Below are 16,828 nucleotides of genomic sequence, written 5' to 3'. Positions count from 1 at the left end.
CCGGCTCAAAGTGATTTTCAGGCCGCAGGCGACGGGATGACCACCCAGCTCCGTCATTTGAGGGGGCATCACCCGGCCACTAACCGAGTTACGCATTACTCGTCTAGCGGCGGGGCAGCTGGCTCCCCGGCTGGCGGGGCACCACCCGGGTCACCGGGCCGTCGGCGGACTTGCCCGCCCGCGACAGCCAGCCCTCGACCTCGCGGCGCACCGCGTTCAGCGTCGGGCGACGGCGGGGCTCCGGGTCCAGCGAGGCCGCCAGCAGCCGGGCGTGCGCGCTGCGCTGCGGCAGCCGGGACACCGGCTCGGCGCGGGCCGCGGCCATCAACGCCGCCATCGGCGTCTCCCGGGTCCCGCGCGGCGGCTGGCCGGACAGCGCGTAGCTGATCGTCGCCGCCAGCTGCCAGGCGTCCGACGCCGGGGACGCCGTCGCGCCCATCGCCTGCTCCGGGGCGACGAAGTCCGGCGTGCCGATCATCATCCCGGTGGCCGTCATCTTCGAGTCGCCCTGGCTGCGGGCGATGCCGAAGTCGATCAGGTGGGCCAGGCCGCTCGGGTCGAGGACGATGTTCGACGGCTTGATGTCGCGGTGCAGCACGCCCTTCTCGTGCGCCGCCGCCAGCGCGCCCGCCATCGTCGCCCACAGGCGGCCCGCGGCGACGTCGTCGAGCGGGCCCTGGCCGTCGACCAGCTCGGCCAGCGGACGGCCTTCGAGGTACTCCATCACCAGCGCCAGGCCGTCCGGCTCCTCGGCGAGGTCGTACACCTTGACGCAGTTCGGGTGGCTGACCACGGCCAGCGCGCGGGCTTCGCGCTGCATGCGCTCGGCCGTGTCACGGTCCGGCGCGTGCGCGATCTTCAACGCGACCGTGCGGTTCAGCTGAGTGTCGACGGCCTGCCAGACCGTGCCGAACCCGCCCGCGCCGAGCTGCTTGACGCGCCGGTAGCGGCTGCCGCCGGCGTTGCGGGAGCCGGGCGGCGGCGGGATCGGGCCGGGCGCCGCGGCCAGCATGCCGCCCGGCGGGGACGGCGGCTCGGGCGCGGACGCCAGCGCCGTCTTCGGGTACGGCCGGTTGACCGGGGGCGGCGGCGGGGGCGGCGGGGTCGGGCGCGGCTGGACCTGCGACGGCGGCGGGCCCTGGGGCTCCGGCCGGCGCGGCGGCGGCTCGTCCGACCGGTCCGACCGGTTGATCACCGACCACGGCGGCGGCCCGACCATCGCGACCGGGATCAGGCCCAGCACGCTGAACGGCAGGAAACCGAGCCAGAAGTGCAGCGCGGTGTTCGCTTCCATGCCGACGCTGAACACGAGCATCGCGGCGAACGGGATCCAGAAGAACCGCGACGGCCACTTCGGGCCGCGGCGGAAGGCCGTGCGGCCCTGCAGCATCACGAAGAACAGCGAGCCGGCGCCCAGCACGGCGAAGGCGATCAGGTAGACGATGAACGGGAGGTCGCTGCCGTTCTTGGCGAACAGCACGTCGTAGACGGTCTGGCCGCCGCCGAGGTACTTGGTCTGGCTGCCGACCCAGCAGCCGCCGTCACCGGCCAGCGAGGACAGCTCGTTGTTGCTCAGGCCGGTCTTCGCGCCGGAGAACGCCGCCCGGTAGACCCCTGACACGCCGTTCGACAGCAGCCACGGCAGCACCAGCGCGCTGAGCACGCCGATCGCGCCGAAGACACCCAGCGTCGTGGCGTCGTAGCGGTTGCCGGTGCCCTTCCGGATGATCGACACGGCGACCGCGCCGGCCGGGGGGATCAGCGCGACGAGCGCGCCGGCCGCACTCGTGGCCCAAACCCAGTCGCCGGGGCAGAAACCCGGGCCGAACAAGGAATGGGCTAGCGAGAGCAACGCGCTCGCGAGTCCGTTCACCGCCGGGCTCCCCTCACTGTCCGTGTTCACTTCGTGGCCGTCACGCGGCGTTTGCCCGCGGTCCAGCTTAGGACGCTCCCGGGCTCCGTGAGGTTGCCGGGTCTTTCCGCGGGGGAATCCGGCGCGCCCGCCGCTCCCGGGCCATGATGGGAACCGGCGGACCGTCCGACCCGAAGGAGCGGAGCATGGGCGCGTACTCCGAGTACTCCGGAGTCTACCGGCGCAGCCTGGCCGAGCGGGACGCGTTCTGGCTGGCCGCGGCCCGGTCGATCAGCTGGACCAGGCCGCCGGAGCGGGCGCTGGACGACGCGAACCCGCCCTTCCACCGGTGGTTCCCGGATGCCGAGCTGAACACGTCGTACAACGCGCTGGACCGGCACGTCGAGGCCGGCCGCGGCGGCCAGGCCGCGCTGATCTGGGACTCTCCCGTGACCGGACGGCAACGCACCTACACGTATGAGGAGCTGCGCGACACGGTCGCGCGGTTCGCCGGCGCGCTGCGCTCGCTCGGAGTCACGAAGGGTGACCGGGTGATCGTCTACCTGCCGATGGTGCCGGAGGCCGCGATCGCCATGCTGGCCTGCGCGCGGATCGGCGCGGTGCACTCGGTGGTCTTCGGCGGGTTCGCGCCCAAGGAGCTGGCGGCGCGGATCGAGGACGCGAAGCCCAAGGTCATCCTGGCCGCGTCCTGCGGGATCGAGCCGACGCGGATCGTGGAGTACCAGCCGATCATCGAAGCCGCCCTGGGCATGACCGAGCACCAGCCCGACCACGTCGTCATGCTGCAGCGCGAGCAGGCGCCGGCCACCTCCGGCCGCCACTTCGACTGGCGCGAGCTGGCGGCGGGCGCCGACCCGGCCGACCCGGTGCCGGTCGCGGCCACCGATCCGCTGTACATCCTCTACACGTCCGGGACGACCGGGAAGCCGAAGGGCGTCGTGCGCGACACCGGCGGCCACGCCGTCGCGCTCGCCTATTCGATGGACGCCGTCTACGACATCCACGCCGGCGACGTCTGGTGGACGGCGTCCGACGTCGGCTGGGTCGTCGGGCACTCCTACATCGTGTACGCGCCGCTGCTCGTCGGAGCCACCACGGTCATGTACGAGGGCAAGCCGGTGGGCACGCCCGACGCGGGCGCGTTCTGGCGGGTCATCGCCGAACACGGCGTCCAGGCGCTGTTCACCGCGCCGACCGCGCTGCGCGCGGTCAAGAAGGTCGATCCGGACGCCCGTGAGCTGGAGAAGTACGAGCTGAAGCAGTTCCGGACGCTGTTCCTGGCCGGCGAGCGGCTCGACCCGGAGACCTACCACTGGGCGCACGAGAAGCTCGGCGTCCCGGTCGTCGACCACTGGTGGCAGACCGAGACCGGCTGGCCGATCGCCGCCAACCCCCGCGGCCTCGAGCCGATGGAGGTCAAGGCCGGGTCCGCGACCAAGCCGGTCCCCGGCTGGGACGTCCGCATCCTCGACCAGGCCGGCGAAGAGCTCCCGGCCGGGCGCGAAGGCGCCATCACGGTGAAGCTGCCGCTGCCGCCGGGATCGCTGCCGACGCTGTGGGGCGACGACGAGCGCTACCGCGAGGCCTACCTCTCGCGCTACGAAGGCCACTACCTGACCGGCGATTCCGGGTACTTCGACGAAGACGGCTACCTGTTCGTCATGGGCCGCACCGACGACGTCATCAACGTCGCCGGGCACCGGCTGTCCACCGGGTCGATGGAGGCCGTGCTGGCCGCCCACCCGGCGGTCGCCGAGTGCGCCGTGATCGGCGTGGCCGACCAGCTCAAGGGTCAGCTGCCGCGCGGGTTCGTGGTGCTCAAGGCGGGCGCGGACATCGCCGCGGACCAGCTGCGCGACGAGCTCGTGGCGATGGTCCGCCGGGACATCGGCCCGGTCGCCGCCTTCCGCGATGTGTCCATTGTGGATGCACTGCCGAAGACGCGATCGGGGAAGATCCTGCGCAAGACGATGCGCGCGATCGCCGACGGCCGCGACGAGGCGGTGCCCTCCACGATCGAGGACCCGGGCGTCCTGGAGGCCATCCGGGCCGCCCTTCGTTAAGAACTGTTCCAAATGCCCCGGCTGGTCTGTACCTTTGCAGGAGTCCCCGACCGGAGGTGCTTCGATGCGCTTGTCCAGAGCCGTCCTGACCGCGGCCGTCGTGAGTCTCACGGCCGCCGGCCTGCCCGCTTCCGCCGCGGCCGCCACGGCCGCTCCCGAACGCAGCGTGACCGACGTCGTGCCGGCGCCCGTCTCGGCGAAGGCCGATCCCCGCGGCGAATTCCGGCTCACCGCGGCCACCGTGATCGCCGCCGACCGCGGGTCCGGCCAGGTCGCGGACTACCTGCGCGGCCTGCTCCGCCCGGCCACCGGGTACCCGCTGCCGGTCGTGCCGCAGGCCGCCGGCCAACCCGCGATCGCGCTGAAGCTGGGCCACGACCCGCGGATCGGCACCGAGGGTTACCGGCTGAAGGTCGCGCACGACGGCGTCACGCTCACCGCCAACACCGCGGACGGGCTCTTCGAAGGGGTGCAGTCGCTGCGGCAGCTGCTGCCGTCGGCGATCGAGGCCAAGCGCGTGCAGCACCGGACGTGGACCGTGGCCGGCGGCACGATCCTCGACTACCCGCGCTTCGCCGAGCGCGGCGCGATGCTCGACGTCGCCCGGCACTTCTTCAAGCCGGACCAGGTCAAGCGGTACATCGACCAGATCGTCCAGTACAAGGTCAACACGCTGCACCTGCACCTGGCCGACGACCAGGGCTGGCGGATCGAGATCAAGAGCTGGCCGAAGCTGGCGACGGTCGGCGGCAAGACGGCCGTCGACGGCGACCCGGGCGGCTACTACACGCAGGCGCAGTACCAGGACATCGTCGCGTACGCCGCTTCGCGGCACATCACGGTGATCCCGGAGATCGACATGCCGGGCCACACGAACGCGGCGCAGTCGACGTACGCGGAGCTGAACTGCGACGGGAAGGCCGTCCCGCCGCGCACGGACACCGAGGTCGGCTACAGCTCGCTGTGCATCTCTTCGCCGATCACCTACAAGTTCGTCGAGGACGTCGTTCGCGAGCTGGCGGCCCTCACGCCCGGGGAGTACCTGCACATCGGCGGCGACGAGGCCCACTCGACGCCGCCCGCGGACTACCTGGCCTTCGAGCGGAAGGTGCAGCCGATCGTCGCCAAGTACGGCAAGAAGGTCACCGGCTGGCACGAGATCGCCAAGTCGGTGCCGCCGGTGTCGGCGGTCCCGCAGTACTGGGACTTCGGCGGCGACAACCCGGACGTCGCGGCGGCCGCGGCGCGCGGCAACAAGATCCTGATGTCGCCGGCGAACTTCGCGTACCTCGACATGAAGTACACCGAGTCGACGCCGCTCGGCCAGGACTGGGCCGCGCTGATCGAGGTGAAGGACGGCTACAACTGGGATCCGGCGTCGCTCGTCAACGGCGTCGGCGAGAGCCAGGTCGCGGGTGTCGAAGCGCCGCTGTGGACCGAGACGATCCGCACCAGCGACGACATCGAGTACATGGCGTTCCCGCGGCTGCCGGGGATCGCGGAGATCGGCTGGTCCCCTCGCAGCACCCACGATTGGGCCGCCTACCGCACGCGGCTGGCGAAGCAGGCTCCGCGCTGGGTGGCGCAGGGCATCGACTTCTACCGCTCCCCGCAGGTCGACTGGAAGTGACCGGGAGGGCCGCCCCCACGGGCGGCCCTCACCCGTCGCCGCCCAGGGTGCGGCTGAGGAAGTAGGCGGTTTCCCGGCCGGGTCCCGGCCGCACGACCACTTCGAACGACGACCACCGGTCCGGCGTCCGGAAGCCGGAGTAGACGAAGTGCTCCACCTTCGGATCGAACGTCCAGCCGAGATCCTGCACCGTGCCTTCGTAGAGCGGCGGCCTGCCGGGGAAGTCGCGGGGCCAGTGGAGCCACGGGTCGGCCGGGTCGACGCCGTACCGCTTCAGATAAGCGTCCACACAGGACTTGTCCGCGGTGAACGTGAACGCCAGCCGGTCGGTCAGCCGCGGCCGGATGTCGAAGCGCAGGTCGTCGACCGGGCACGGCGGCGGCGAAATCCGGTACCGCGCCGTCGCTTCCTCCCAGCTCACCCCGTTCTCGCTGCCCGGGTAGGCCCGCGGGTCGGGCTCCTTGCCGCACCCGGCCACCACGAGCACAGCCGCTACCACGGCGACGACCGGCATTCTCACAGTTTCCCCCCACAAGCCCGCGCGACCGCGTCCAACCGCGCGCGAATCACCCTCCTCGCCAAGATATAGAAATCCGCGGCGCCGTGGAGGACGGCGTCGGCGTTGGCCGCGCGGCCCAGCGCGTGGAGTTCGAACGCCAGCACCTCGGCGTCCGCGTCGACGTGCCCGAGCGCGACCGCCTCCGCCGCGGTTTCCCGGAGGAAGGCGGCGAACGAACCGTTCGCCGCCGCCACCGCGTCGTGCACCCGGCCCGGGCGCGCGTCGAACTCCGCGCCGACGTTGAAGAAGAAGCAGCCGCCCGGGAAGACCCGGTGTTCCGAGTAGTCCAGCCACTGCTCGCACACCGTGCGCAAGCGTGGCAGCCCGGGCGCGAACGCGAGCGACGGCGTCACCACGTGCGACCGGAAGATCTCCCAAGCCGCCTCGATCGTCGCGAGCTGCAGCTCCTCCTTGGAACCGAACAGCGCGAACACGCCGCTCTTGCTCAGCTCCAGTTCCGTGGCCAGCCGGCCGAGGGACAACCCCTCCAGGCCGTCGACCGAACCGACGTCGACGGCCCGGCGCAGCACCAGGCGCCGGGTCGCGTCGCCGCGGGCGATCCGGCCGTCAACCGGCACGCTTCGCCCGCCAGCGATCCACAGTGGACTGGACGCCGCCGCGGTAGGACGCCGAAAGCGCGGGGGTGGCCAGCACCCGGTCGGCGAGGTCCAGCGCCGCCTCGACCTTGTCCTCCGGCAGCTGTCCGTAGTTGGCGAAGGAGACGAGGTACACCTCGGTGATCGTCGGGCCGTCCGCGCGCTCGGCGAGCTCGACCGCGCCGGACGTCGGTACCGTGCCGGGCCGCAGGACGCGCAGGTACCAGCCGCAGCGCCCGCTGTCGATCATCAGCGGGGTCACGTCCTTGCGGCCGGTCTTCATGGCCAGCTTGAAGCACGGCTGCCGCGGCTGCGAGACCTGGACCAGCGCGTCACCCCAGGCCCAGACGTCCCCGATCCGGACGTCGTCCTCGGTGGCGCCGGACAGCGAGACGTTCTCGCCGAAGCCGCCCGGCTCGGCGTCGAGGCCGTCGGCCGCCCAGGCCGGGTAGTGCTCGGCCGGGTAGACGTAAACCGCTTTGTCGACCCCGCCGTGCACGGTGAGGTCGGCCTGGCGGTCGCCGTCGAGGTTCAGCTCGGTCAGGTTCAGCTCCGGCACGGTGACCCGCGCCTTCGTGATCGCGCTCAGCACCGGCCGGTCCCGCCGGAGGCCCAGGACGCCCGGTTCCCCCACAAACACGCCGTCGACGTTCATGGGCCGAAGGTAGCACGACCGTTCGTAAAGTTTCCCGGCTTTAAGGTGGCGGGCATGGAACTGCTCGGCAAGGCCCGCGCCCAGGTCGACTCCGGCGCCCTCTTCACCGAACTGGCCGCGCTGGTCACCTACCCCACGGTCAGCGACGCCCCGGAAGGCCGCGCGGCGATCCAGGCCTACTTCGACGAGGTGCTGACGCCGGCGTTGACCGGCCTGGGCTGCGAAGTCACCCAGCACGCCAACCCAGACCCCGCGGGCGGGCCGTTCCTCGTGGGCGTCCGCACCGAATCGCCCGGCTTGCCGACGCTGCTCTGCTACGGCCACGCCGACGTCGTCGGGGAAGCCGGAACGTGGAGCGAGGGCCGGGATCCGTGGACGCTGACCGCGGACGGCGAGCGCTGGTACGGCCGCGGCACCGCGGACAACAAGGGCCAGCACCTGATCAACCTGACGGCGTTGCGGCTGGTGCTGGCCGAGCGCGGGCGGCTGGGGTTCAACCTCAAGTTCCTGGTCGAGACCGGCGAGGAGATCGGGTCGCCGGGGCTCGCGGAGTTCGCCGCGCAGGAGAAGGCGCTGCTCGCGGCGGACGTCCTGGTCGCCTCGGACGGCCCCCGCCTCGACGCGGCGACCCCGACGGTGTTCCTCGGCGCGCGCGGCGGCGTCCGGATCGACCTGGACGTCGACCTCCACCCCGGCGGCCACCACTCGGGCAACTGGGGCGGCATCCTGCGCAACCCGGCCACGACGCTGGCCGGCGCGATCGCGAGCCTGGTCGACGGCCACGGTCGCGTCCAAGTGCCGGCGCTGCTGCCGCCGGAGCTGCCGGAGCCGGTGCGCTCGGCGCTGGCGGACGTCGTGGTCGAGGCCTCCGACGCCACGTGGGGCGACCAGCGGCTGACGCCCGCCGAGCGCCTCTACGGCTGGAACACCCTCGAGGTGCTTTCGCTGGGAGCGGCGGACGTCGACCGCCCGGTCAACGCGATCCCGGGCCGCGCCCGGGCGGTGCTGCAGCTGCGTTACGTGGCGGGGACGGACGTCGACGGGATCGCCCCGGCCATCCGCGAACACCTTGCGGCGCAAGGCTTTCCGATGGTTTCGGTGCGGACCGAAGGCAACTTCCTGGCCAGCCGGACGCCGGTCGACGACCCGTGGGTGAGCTGGGCCCGGGACGTGCTGAGCTCGGTGTCGGACCGCCCGGTGGCGGTGCTGCCCAGCTTCGGCGGCGGCCTGCCGAACCACGTGTTCACCGACGTCCTCGGCCTGGCGACGCTGTGGCTGCCGCACTCGTACCCGGGCTGCAACCAGCACGCGCCGGACGAGCACCTGCTCGCCCCGGTCGCCCGGGAGGGCCTGGTGCTCGCCACGGCGTTGTTCGACGCGCTGGGTTCAGCGCCGCCCGGGCATCAGAAGAACCCGAGCGCCTGATCGGAGTAGGAGACGAGCAGGTTCTTCGTCTGCTGGTAGTGGTCGAGCATCATCTTGTGCGTCTCGCGCCCGATGCCGGACGCCTTGTAGCCGCCGAAGGCCGCGTGCGCCGGGTACGCGTGGTAGTTGTTCACCCACACGCGACCGGCCTGGATGTCGCGGCCCGCGCGGTAGGCGACGTTCCCGTCCCGCGACCAGACACCCGCGCCCAGGCCGTACAGCGTGTCGTTGGCGATCTTGAGCGCGTCGGCGTAGTCGTCGAACCTCGTCACCGAGACCACCGGGCCGAAGATCTCCTCCTGGAAGATCCGCATCTTGTTGTCGCCGGCGAACACCGTCGGCTCGACGTAGTAGCCGCCGGACAGCTCGCCGCCGAGGTCGGACCGGGCGCCGCCGGTGAGGATCTCGGCGCCCTCCTGCTTGCCGATGTCGACGTAGGACAGGATCTTCTCGAGCTGGTCGTTCGACGCCTGCGCGCCGATCATCGTCTCGGTGTCGAGCGGGTGACCCTGCTTGATCTTCCGCACCCGCTCGACGGCGTCGCCGAGGAAGCGGTCGTAGATGCCGGACTGGATCAGCGCGCGCGACGGGCACGTGCAGACCTCGCCCTGGTTCAACGCGAAGAGCGCGAAGCCCTCCTGGGCCTTGTCATAGAAGGAGTCGTTCGCCGCCGCGACGTCGTCGAAGAAGATGTTCGGGCTCTTGCCGCCGAGCTCGACCGTCACCGGGATGATGTTTTCGCTGGCGTACTGCAGGATCAGCCGGCCGGTGGTGGTCTCGCCGGTGAACGCGATCTTGCGGACGCGGCTGCTCGACGCGAGCGGCTTGCCCGCCTCGATGCCGAAGCCGTTGACGATGTTGACCACGCCCGGCGGCAGCAGGTCGCCGATGATCGACATCAGCACGTGGATCGACGCCGGGGTCTGCTCGGCCGGCTTGAGCACGACGGCGTTGCCCGCGGCCAGCGCCGGGGCGAGCTTCCAGACCGCCATCAGGATCGGGAAGTTCCACGGGATGATCTGGCCGACCACGCCGAGCGGCTCGTGGAAGTGGTAGGCGACGGTGTGCTCGTCGATCTGCGAGATGCCGCCCTCCTGGGCGCGCAGGGCGCCGGCGAAGTAGCGGAAGTGGTCGATCGCGAGGGGGATGTCCGCGGCCAGCGTCTCGCGGACCGGCTTGCCGTTCTCCCAGGACTCGGCGACCGCGATCGCTTCGAGGTGCCGTTCCATCCGGTCGGCGATCTTCAGCAGGGTGTTCGCGCGTTCCTCGATCGACGTCCGGCCCCACGCCGGTGCCGCGCCGTGGGCCGCGTCGAGCGCCTTCTCGACGTCCTCGGCGGTACCGCGGGCGATTTCGCAGAAGGTCTGCCCGGTGACCGGCGTCGGGTTCTCGAAGTACCGGCCGCTCGCCGGCGGCACGTACTCGCCGCCGATGTAGTGGTCGTAGCGCGGCTCGAAGCTGACGACGCTGCCTTCGGTGTTCGGTGCGGCGTACTGGACCATCTTCCCTGCCTCGTTGCTCGGAGTGATCGGGTGCGGCGAAGGTAGGTCCGGCCACGTTGCACGCGCGTTGCACCGCGGCGCGCGCGGTATCTACGCTGGCAGGCGTGGCAGAGTCGCCGGAACCCGAGCTGCTGCGCGACCCGGAGTCGTACGCGCGGCTCCTGCGGCACGTCCGCGAAGCGGTGCTGGCCGGCGTGCCGGGCCCGCGGTCGCCACGCTCCGTGGTCTCCGACTCGTGGAACCGCTCGCTGGCCGCCCGGGTCGACCCGGACGACGGCGAAGCCCCGTTCGTCCACGACTCCGCCGCCCTCGCGGCGCTGCGTGAGGCCCATCCGCTGGCACCCGTGCTGCCGGTGCTGCGGCAGATGCTGGTGAGCATCGCCGACGACGCCGAGCACCTGATGATCGTCACCGACGCCGACGGCCTGATCCTCTGGCGCGAAGGCGCGGCGGGCCAGCTCGTGCGCGGCGACCGGGTCGGCCTCACCGAGGGCACGCAGTGGAGCGAAGCGGCGATCGGCACCAACGCCATGGGCACGGCACTGGCCACCGGCGAGCCGGTGCAGATCTACTCGGCCGAACACCTGGTCCGGCGCTACCACACGTGGACGTGCGCGGCGGCGCCCGTGCGCGACCCGGAGACCGGCGTGCTGCTCGGCTCGATCGACGTCAGCGGCCCGCTGCGCACGGTGCACCCGGCGATGCTTTCCCTGGTCACCGCGACCGCGCAGCTCGCGGAGGGCCAGCTGCGCGCCCAGCTGGCCCTCCGCGACGAGCGGCTGCGGCGGGTCAACATGCCGCACCTGGCGGCTCTGCGCGGCCGCCCGGGCGCGCTGCTTTCCGCGGCCGGCCGGGGTGCTCGCGGCCGAGTCCTGCACCTTGCCGTCCACAGTGGACGTCCGACCCGGCGGCGGGACGATCGCCCTGCCCGACGGCCGCCTCGCCACGGTGGAACCCCTGCCCGATGGCTACCTGCTCCGGCTGTCGTCCCCAGCCGGAGCACCCCGGCCCCGGCTGCGCCTGGAGTACCTGTCCGACGGCGCCCACGCGACCACTGTGGACGGTCGCGAAGTGCCGTTGACGCTGCGGCACGCGGAGATCCTGACGCTACTTGCCCTGCACCCGAACGGCCTCTCCGCGGAGCGGCTGGCCCTGCAGCTCTACGGCGAGCCGGGCAATCCGGTGACGGTCCGCGCCGAAATCCACCGGCTGCGGTCCCAGCTGGGCGCGTCGGTGGTGCAGACCCGCCCGTACCGCCTGGCCGCGGACGTCGACGCCGACTTCCTCCGCGCCCGCACGGCGGTGCGGTCCGGCACCCCGGCCGAGGCGCTGCGTGTCTTCCGCGGGCCGCTGCTGCCGGAGTCGGAAGCACCCGCGATCCGCGAGGAGCGGGAGACCCTGACCGCGCAGGTGCGCCAGGTGGCGTTGAACAGCGGCGACCCCGCCGTGCTGTGGCCGTTCTGGGAAACGTCCTGCGGCGCCGACGACTTCGCGGTGCTCGACGCGCTACTGCGGACGCTCCCGGCGGCCGACCCGCGGCGGGCCGCCGTGGCCACCCACCGCGCGCGGCTCGCCTGAGCTCCTCACGGCTCGAGGTCCGCCACGCCCCGGCCGGTCACGATGTCGAACGGCACGGACGCCTGGTCGTGCACGATCACCCACCCGGCCCCGAGCTTCCGGAAGACGAAGGTGGCCCGCACCCACATGCCGGACACGTCTTCGCCGGTCGGCAGCGTGCCGCTGACCCGGCCGAAGCCGTGCCCGACGGCCAGGCCGGCGCCGACCGTGACGGTCAGGTCGCGCAGCTCGTAGTCCACCTTCTCGAAGATGGTGAACACCTTCGCCCAGTTCTTCAGCTTCGCGTCGACGCCGACGTGCTGCAGCGGCGGTTCGACGTCGAAGGAGACGACGTCCGGCGCGTAGACCCCGCGCAGCGCGTCGAGATCCTTGGCCCGCAACGCTTCGATCACCTCGTCGAGCCGGCTCCTGACGGCCGCTTCCGCCGCGCCGCCCCGCAGCGGCGCCAGCGCGGTGCTCCAGGCGACGACGTGGTCGAGGAGGGTGTCCAGCGCGGCGAGCTGGTGGTCACCCGGCTTGAAGAGGGTGCGGTTCTCGAACTCCGTCGCCAGGGGCAGCGTGACCTGCGGGGCCACGTCGGCCAGCTGGAGTGCCCCGCAGACCAGCCGCAGCTGCTCGACCGAGCGGGCGCCGCCGACCCCGCCGTACGAGACGAAGCCGGCCGCCTTGCTGTTCCATTCGACGTGGACGTGGTCGAGGGCGTTCTTGAGCACCCCGGGAACGGAGTGGTTGTACTCCGGCGTGACGAAGACGAACCCGTCGCACGACGCGACGACCCCGGCCCAGGCCCGGGTGCGCTCGTCCTGGTACTGCCCCGAGAAGCTCGGCGGCTCCTCGAGGTGCGGCAGCGGGTGGTCGCGCAGGTCGATCAGCTGGAACGCGGCGTCGCTCCGGCGCGCGGCCCGCTCGTGGACCCAGTCGGCCACCTGGTCGCCCACGCGGCCGGAGCGGGTGCTGCCGAGCACGATCCCGATCTTGATCATCGTTTCTCCCCTGTCCGGTTGGCTTCGAGCGGTACGACGAAGCAGGCCGCGCGAACGTCAGGTCCTGACGTTCGGGCAGGCTGTGTCGTCGGAGGAGTCATGACAACGCCATCGGAACCGGTCGTCGCCGAACGACGTCACCTGGTCAACCTCGCCTACCGGCTGCTCGGCTCGCTGACCGAAGCCGAGGACGCCGTCCAGGAAACCTATGCGCGCTGGTACGCCCTGACCCCGGCGCAGCAGGAGGAGATCTCCTCGCCGGGCGCCTGGCTGACGACGGTGGCCGGCCGCATCTGCCTGGACGTCCTGGGCTCGGCGCGGGTCCGGCGTGAGCGGTACGTGGGCGAGTGGCTGCCCGAGCCGGTGCCCGACCAGCCCGACCCGGCCGACCGGATCACCCTGGACGAGTCGGTGAGCATGGCCTTCCTCGTCGCGCTCGAAGCGATGACGCCGGCCCAGCGCGTCGCCCTCGTCCTGCACGACGTCTTCGGGTACTCCTTCGCCGAGGTCGCCGGAATCACCGGGCGGACGCCGGCCGCGTGCCGGGAGCTGGCCTCCGCGGCCCGCCGCCGGATCCGCGCGTCGGCCCGCCCCGCGGCCCCCGCGGCCGGGCAAGCCGGCCTGGTCCGGGACTTCAAGGAGGCCTGGGCCGCCGGGGACATCGGCACCCTGATCGAGCTCCTGGACCCCGACGCGGCCTTGACCGCGGACGGCGGCGGCCGGGTCCGCGCCGCGATCGCCCCGATCGAAGGCGGCGAGCTCGTCGCCCGGTACGTGGCCGAGCTCGCGGCCGCCGGCTCGCTGACGCTCGTGGAGCGGACGGTCAACGGCGAGCCCGGGCTGCTGCTGCGGCGGGGAGACGAACTCGCGGCCGTCTACTCCTTCGACATCGCGGACGGCCGGATCACCCGCATCTGGGCGATGCGGAACCCCGACAAGCTCGGTCCCTGGCTCGGGTGAACCCGAAGTAGACACTGTCTACACAAGTTTGATAGACAGTGTCCACAAGGTGAACCACGGGTTACGGAGATCGGGATGAGCTACCACCGTTTCGTCGTCCTCGGCGACAGCTGCGCCGAGGGCCTCGACGACCCGTACCCGGACCGGCGGCACTACCGCGGCTGGGCCGACTTCGTCGCCGCCCGCCTGGCCCAGGACGAGCCCGGCTTCCGCTACGCCAACCTCGCCGTCCGCGGGCGCCGGCTCGACCAGATCGTGCCCGAGCAGGTCCCGGCGGCCACGCGGCTGGCACCGGATCTCGTCGCCCTCTTCGGCGGCGGCAACGACGTCATGAGCCGCGGCTGGGACGCGCGCACGGTCGCCCGCCGGGTCGACGCCGCCGTCCGCGCCTGCACCGACATCGCGCCCGTGGTGGTGACCTTCACGCTCAGCGACGTCTCCCGCCGGATGCCGCTGGGCCACCGGATGCGGCCGCGGATCGTCGCGCTCAACGACGCCATCCGCGAAGCCGCCGTCAGCTACGGGGCCCAGCTCATCGACCTGTGGCCGGACCAGGCCGTCACCGATTCGCGCTACTTCGGCGCCGACCGGCTGCACCTGTCCGCCCACGGGCACCGACGGCTCGCCGCGTACGTCCTCGCCCGGCTCGGCCTCGACCACGACCCCGCCTGGCTCGCACCGCTGCCCGGCACCGCGGCACCCGGCAGCCGGCGCGCCGACCTGCGGTGGCTGCTCCGGGAGGTCCTGCCGGTCGCGGTGACCCGCACCCGCAACCGGTTGATCGGCCGCCAGCCCGGCGACGGCTTCCTCCCGAAGCGCCCGGACCTGCTCCCGATGACGATGGACGAGGCATGGGCACCCGGCAACGCCTGATCGCGACGGCGTCGGAACTGCTGGCGGACGAAGGCGTCGGAGCGGTCACGCTGCGCGGGATCGCCAAGGCCGCCGGGGTCTCGCACGGCGCACCACTGCGGCACTTCTCGGGCCGCGCCGAGCTGCTGTCCGCCGTCGCGACCCGCGGGTACGCGGAACTGCTCGCCCGCCGGGAGACGCTGCCGGAAACCTCGCCGCGGGAGCGGCTCACCGCGGCCTGCCACAGCTACCTCGACTTCGCACTGACCAACCCGGCGATGTTCGAGCTGATGTTCCGCCGCGACCTGGTCGACCCGGACGACCCGGCGCTCTCGGCGGCGGCGAGCGCGGTGTTCGACACCTTCGCCGTGCTGGTGGCGGCGGTGCCGACGCGGGTCGCGCGGTCCGGCGCCGACCTGCGGCTGGTCGCCGCGTCACTGTGGGCGGCGCTGCACGGGCTCGCCCAGCTGTGGCTGTGGGGCGGCCTCGCGGGCGCGAGCTTCGCGCCGTCTCCCGAAGCGGCGCTGGCCGTCACGCTCGACGCGTACCTCGACACGCCGACCCGGTCCATGCGCCCGAACACCTGATCGAATACCCTCTCCGGCATGACCGAGTCAGACCCGCAGCTCGAGCGCATCCGCAAGCTGCTGGCCAAGGCCGAAGACCCGGCGGTCACCGAGGCGGAAGCCGAGGCGTACAACCAGAAGGCCGCCGAGCTCGTCGCGCGCTACGGCATCGACCAGGCGATGCTCGCCGCGTCCGGGGCCAGTGCCGACGAGATCGGCACGCTGACGATCCCGATGAACGACCCGTACAGCCGCGACAAGGCGAGCCTGCTGACCTCGGTCGCGTACCCGCTGCGCTGCCGGACGCTGCTGCACCGCCTCGGCCAGAAGGTCGAGAGCGTCACCGTGTTCGGCTTCCGCTCCGACCTCGGCCGGGTGGAACTGCTGTTCACCAGCCTGCTGCTGCAGGCGAGCACCCAGCTGACCCGCGTCCGGCCGGGCGGGTTCTTCCCCGGCGAGTCACTGGCCGCGTATCGGCGCACCTGGCTGCACGGCTTCGCCCGCGCGGTCCACGAGCGGCTTTCCCACGCCGAACAGGAAGCCGTCCGCACGGCGGTCCCGGGCGCGCGGTCGGCGGAGCTGGTGGTGCGCGACCGCGCGCAGATGGTGCAGCACGCGTTCGACTCCGAGTACGGCGGCCTGCGCGCCGCTTCGCCCAGAAGACTCAGCGGCAGCGGCTACCTCGACGGCCACGACGCCGGCACCCGGGCGAACCTCGACCCGGCCGCGCTGACGCGGCGCCGCAAAGCCCTGCGCTGAGTCGCCCGGTTGCCGCTATCGGAGCGGTGATCGCTTGCGTTTGACTGGGCGCATGCGCGTTGTCGATCTTGCCGGCCGCCCCGACCTCCTCGACGCCGCACTGGCCCTCGGCGACGTCGGCGGCCAGTTCATCTACCAGGGCGCGAGCGGCCGGATGATCACCGGCGAGCGCTTCCTGCGTCACTGGGCGCGGTACTTCCTGATCGCACTGGACGACAACGGCACACCGATGGCCCGCGCCCTTTCGGTCCCGCTGGCATACCCGGCACCGGAGCGCACCGAGCTGCCGGACCACGGCTGGGACCAGGCGATCGAGTGGGCGGCCCAGGACGTCATGGACGGCCGCGCGCCGAACGCGTTGTGCGCACTGGAAGTCGTGATCGCGCCGCACCTGCGCGGCACCGGACTGTCGGCCCCGATGCTCAAGGCGCTGAAGGCACGGGCCGCGGAAGACGGGCTGCGGAAGCTGATCGTCTCGGTGCGCCCGATCGGCAAGGAGGCCGAGCCGTCGGTCCCGATGCCGGAGTACGCGGCCCGCCGCCGCCCCGACGGCCTCCTGGCCGACCGCTGGCTGCGCACCCACGAGCGCCTGGGTGCCCGCGTGGTGAAGGTGTGCCCGTTCGCGGTGACGCTGTCGGGCTCCCTGACCGACTGGCGCGACTGGACGGGCGTGAAGCTGCAGGACGGCGAAAACTTCATCCCGGGCGGAATCGCCCCGGTCCACGCCTCGGCCACCTACGACGTGGCGACCTACGTCGAGCCGAACGTGTGGATGGAACACCCGATGTGATCTCGGGGATCACCCCGATGGCGCCCTCACCGGCCAC

Annotated in this window: 14 protein-coding genes and 1 pseudogene; 9 read left to right on the top strand and 6 right to left on the bottom strand. The window is 72.3% G+C overall.

What is annotated here, in order from left to right; translation table 11 throughout:
• Positions 1-103: 103 nt before the first annotated feature.
• Positions 104-1,873, bottom strand: a complete 1,770-nt coding sequence (locus ACWED2_RS05080; RefSeq protein WP_449689147.1) for a serine/threonine-protein kinase — start codon at positions 1,871-1,873, stop codon at positions 104-106.
• 185 nt (positions 1,874-2,058) lie between these two features.
• Between ACWED2_RS05080 and ACWED2_RS05075 the strand changes: the two genes are divergently transcribed.
• Together ACWED2_RS05075 and ACWED2_RS05070 are read left to right on the top strand one after the other, a co-directional pair.
• Positions 2,059-3,936: a propionyl-CoA synthetase gene (locus ACWED2_RS05075; protein ID WP_449689146.1), complete on the top strand. Its 1,878-nt coding sequence runs from the start codon at positions 2,059-2,061 to the stop codon at positions 3,934-3,936.
• A gap of 64 nt (positions 3,937-4,000) precedes the next feature.
• The gene (locus tag ACWED2_RS05070; protein ID WP_449689145.1) at positions 4,001-5,566 is read left to right on the top strand and encodes a beta-N-acetylhexosaminidase; all 1,566 of its coding nucleotides are present in this window, start codon (positions 4,001-4,003) and stop codon (positions 5,564-5,566) included.
• Between the two features lie 28 nt (positions 5,567-5,594).
• On the opposite strand, the gene ACWED2_RS05065 is transcribed toward ACWED2_RS05070, so the two are convergent.
• The 3 genes from ACWED2_RS05065 to ACWED2_RS05055 are packed head-to-tail and all read right to left on the bottom strand — an operon-like array spanning position 5,595 to position 7,376.
• On the bottom strand, positions 5,595-6,080 hold the full coding sequence (locus ACWED2_RS05065; protein ID WP_449689144.1) for a hypothetical protein: 486 nt from the start codon (positions 6,078-6,080) through the stop codon (positions 5,595-5,597).
• 2 nt (positions 6,081-6,082) lie between these two features.
• The gene (locus ACWED2_RS05060) at positions 6,083-6,703 is read right to left on the bottom strand and encodes a TetR/AcrR family transcriptional regulator (RefSeq protein WP_449689143.1); all 621 of its coding nucleotides are present in this window, start codon (positions 6,701-6,703) and stop codon (positions 6,083-6,085) included.
• Positions 6,693-7,376: an MOSC domain-containing protein gene (locus ACWED2_RS05055; RefSeq protein ID WP_449689142.1), complete on the bottom strand. Its 684-nt coding sequence runs from the start codon at positions 7,374-7,376 to the stop codon at positions 6,693-6,695. Before ACWED2_RS05055 ends, ACWED2_RS05060 begins: the two co-directional genes overlap by 11 nt.
• Before the next feature lie 54 nt (positions 7,377-7,430).
• On the opposite strand from ACWED2_RS05055, the gene ACWED2_RS05050 reads away from it, so the two are divergent.
• Complete coding sequence (locus ACWED2_RS05050) at positions 7,431-8,801, top strand: M20 family metallopeptidase (protein WP_449689141.1); 1,371 nt, start codon at positions 7,431-7,433, stop codon at positions 8,799-8,801.
• On the opposite strand, the gene adh is transcribed toward ACWED2_RS05050, so the two are convergent.
• On the bottom strand, positions 8,780-10,303 hold the full coding sequence (adh, locus tag ACWED2_RS05045) for an aldehyde dehydrogenase (RefSeq protein WP_449689140.1): 1,524 nt from the start codon (positions 10,301-10,303) through the stop codon (positions 8,780-8,782). The two genes, ACWED2_RS05050 and adh, sit on opposite strands and share 22 nt — an antisense overlap.
• A gap of 104 nt (positions 10,304-10,407) precedes the next feature.
• Here adh and ACWED2_RS05040 point away from each other — a divergent pair.
• Positions 10,408-11,881 (top strand): annotated as a pseudogene (locus ACWED2_RS05040) (GAF domain-containing protein).
• A gap of 5 nt (positions 11,882-11,886) precedes the next feature.
• On the opposite strand, the gene ACWED2_RS05035 reads toward ACWED2_RS05040, so the two are convergent.
• Positions 11,887-12,864, bottom strand: coding sequence for an NAD(P)H-dependent oxidoreductase (locus ACWED2_RS05035; protein WP_449689139.1), 978 nt, complete (start codon positions 12,862-12,864; stop codon positions 11,887-11,889).
• 99 nt (positions 12,865-12,963) lie between these two features.
• Between ACWED2_RS05035 and sigJ the strand changes: the two genes are divergently transcribed.
• From sigJ to ACWED2_RS05010, 5 genes are all read left to right on the top strand, one after another.
• Complete coding sequence (gene sigJ, locus ACWED2_RS05030) at positions 12,964-13,824, top strand: RNA polymerase sigma factor SigJ (protein ID WP_449689138.1); 861 nt, start codon at positions 12,964-12,966, stop codon at positions 13,822-13,824.
• 75 nt (positions 13,825-13,899) lie between these two features.
• Positions 13,900-14,697 carry an SGNH/GDSL hydrolase family protein gene (locus tag ACWED2_RS05025; protein ID WP_449689137.1) on the top strand — a complete coding sequence of 266 codons (798 nt, stop codon included), beginning with the start codon at positions 13,900-13,902 and terminating at the stop codon, positions 14,695-14,697.
• Positions 14,676-15,263 (top strand): TetR/AcrR family transcriptional regulator, encoded by a 588-nt coding sequence (locus ACWED2_RS05020; RefSeq protein ID WP_449689136.1) that lies wholly within the window; start codon positions 14,676-14,678, stop codon positions 15,261-15,263. The genes ACWED2_RS05025 and ACWED2_RS05020 overlap by 22 nt, the downstream gene beginning before the upstream one ends.
• An 18-nt stretch (positions 15,264-15,281) precedes the next feature.
• Complete coding sequence (locus tag ACWED2_RS05015) at positions 15,282-16,001, top strand: DUF2786 domain-containing protein (protein WP_449689135.1); 720 nt, start codon at positions 15,282-15,284, stop codon at positions 15,999-16,001.
• Positions 16,002-16,053: 52 nt separating this feature from the next.
• Positions 16,054-16,791 (top strand): Long-chain-fatty-acid--CoA ligase, encoded by a 738-nt coding sequence (locus ACWED2_RS05010; RefSeq protein WP_449689134.1) that lies wholly within the window; start codon positions 16,054-16,056, stop codon positions 16,789-16,791.
• Positions 16,792-16,828 lie beyond the last annotated feature (37 nt).

This window comes from Amycolatopsis sp. NPDC005003, from assembly GCF_053600695.1.
This window is presented reverse-complemented; position numbering and strand designations above follow the sequence as displayed.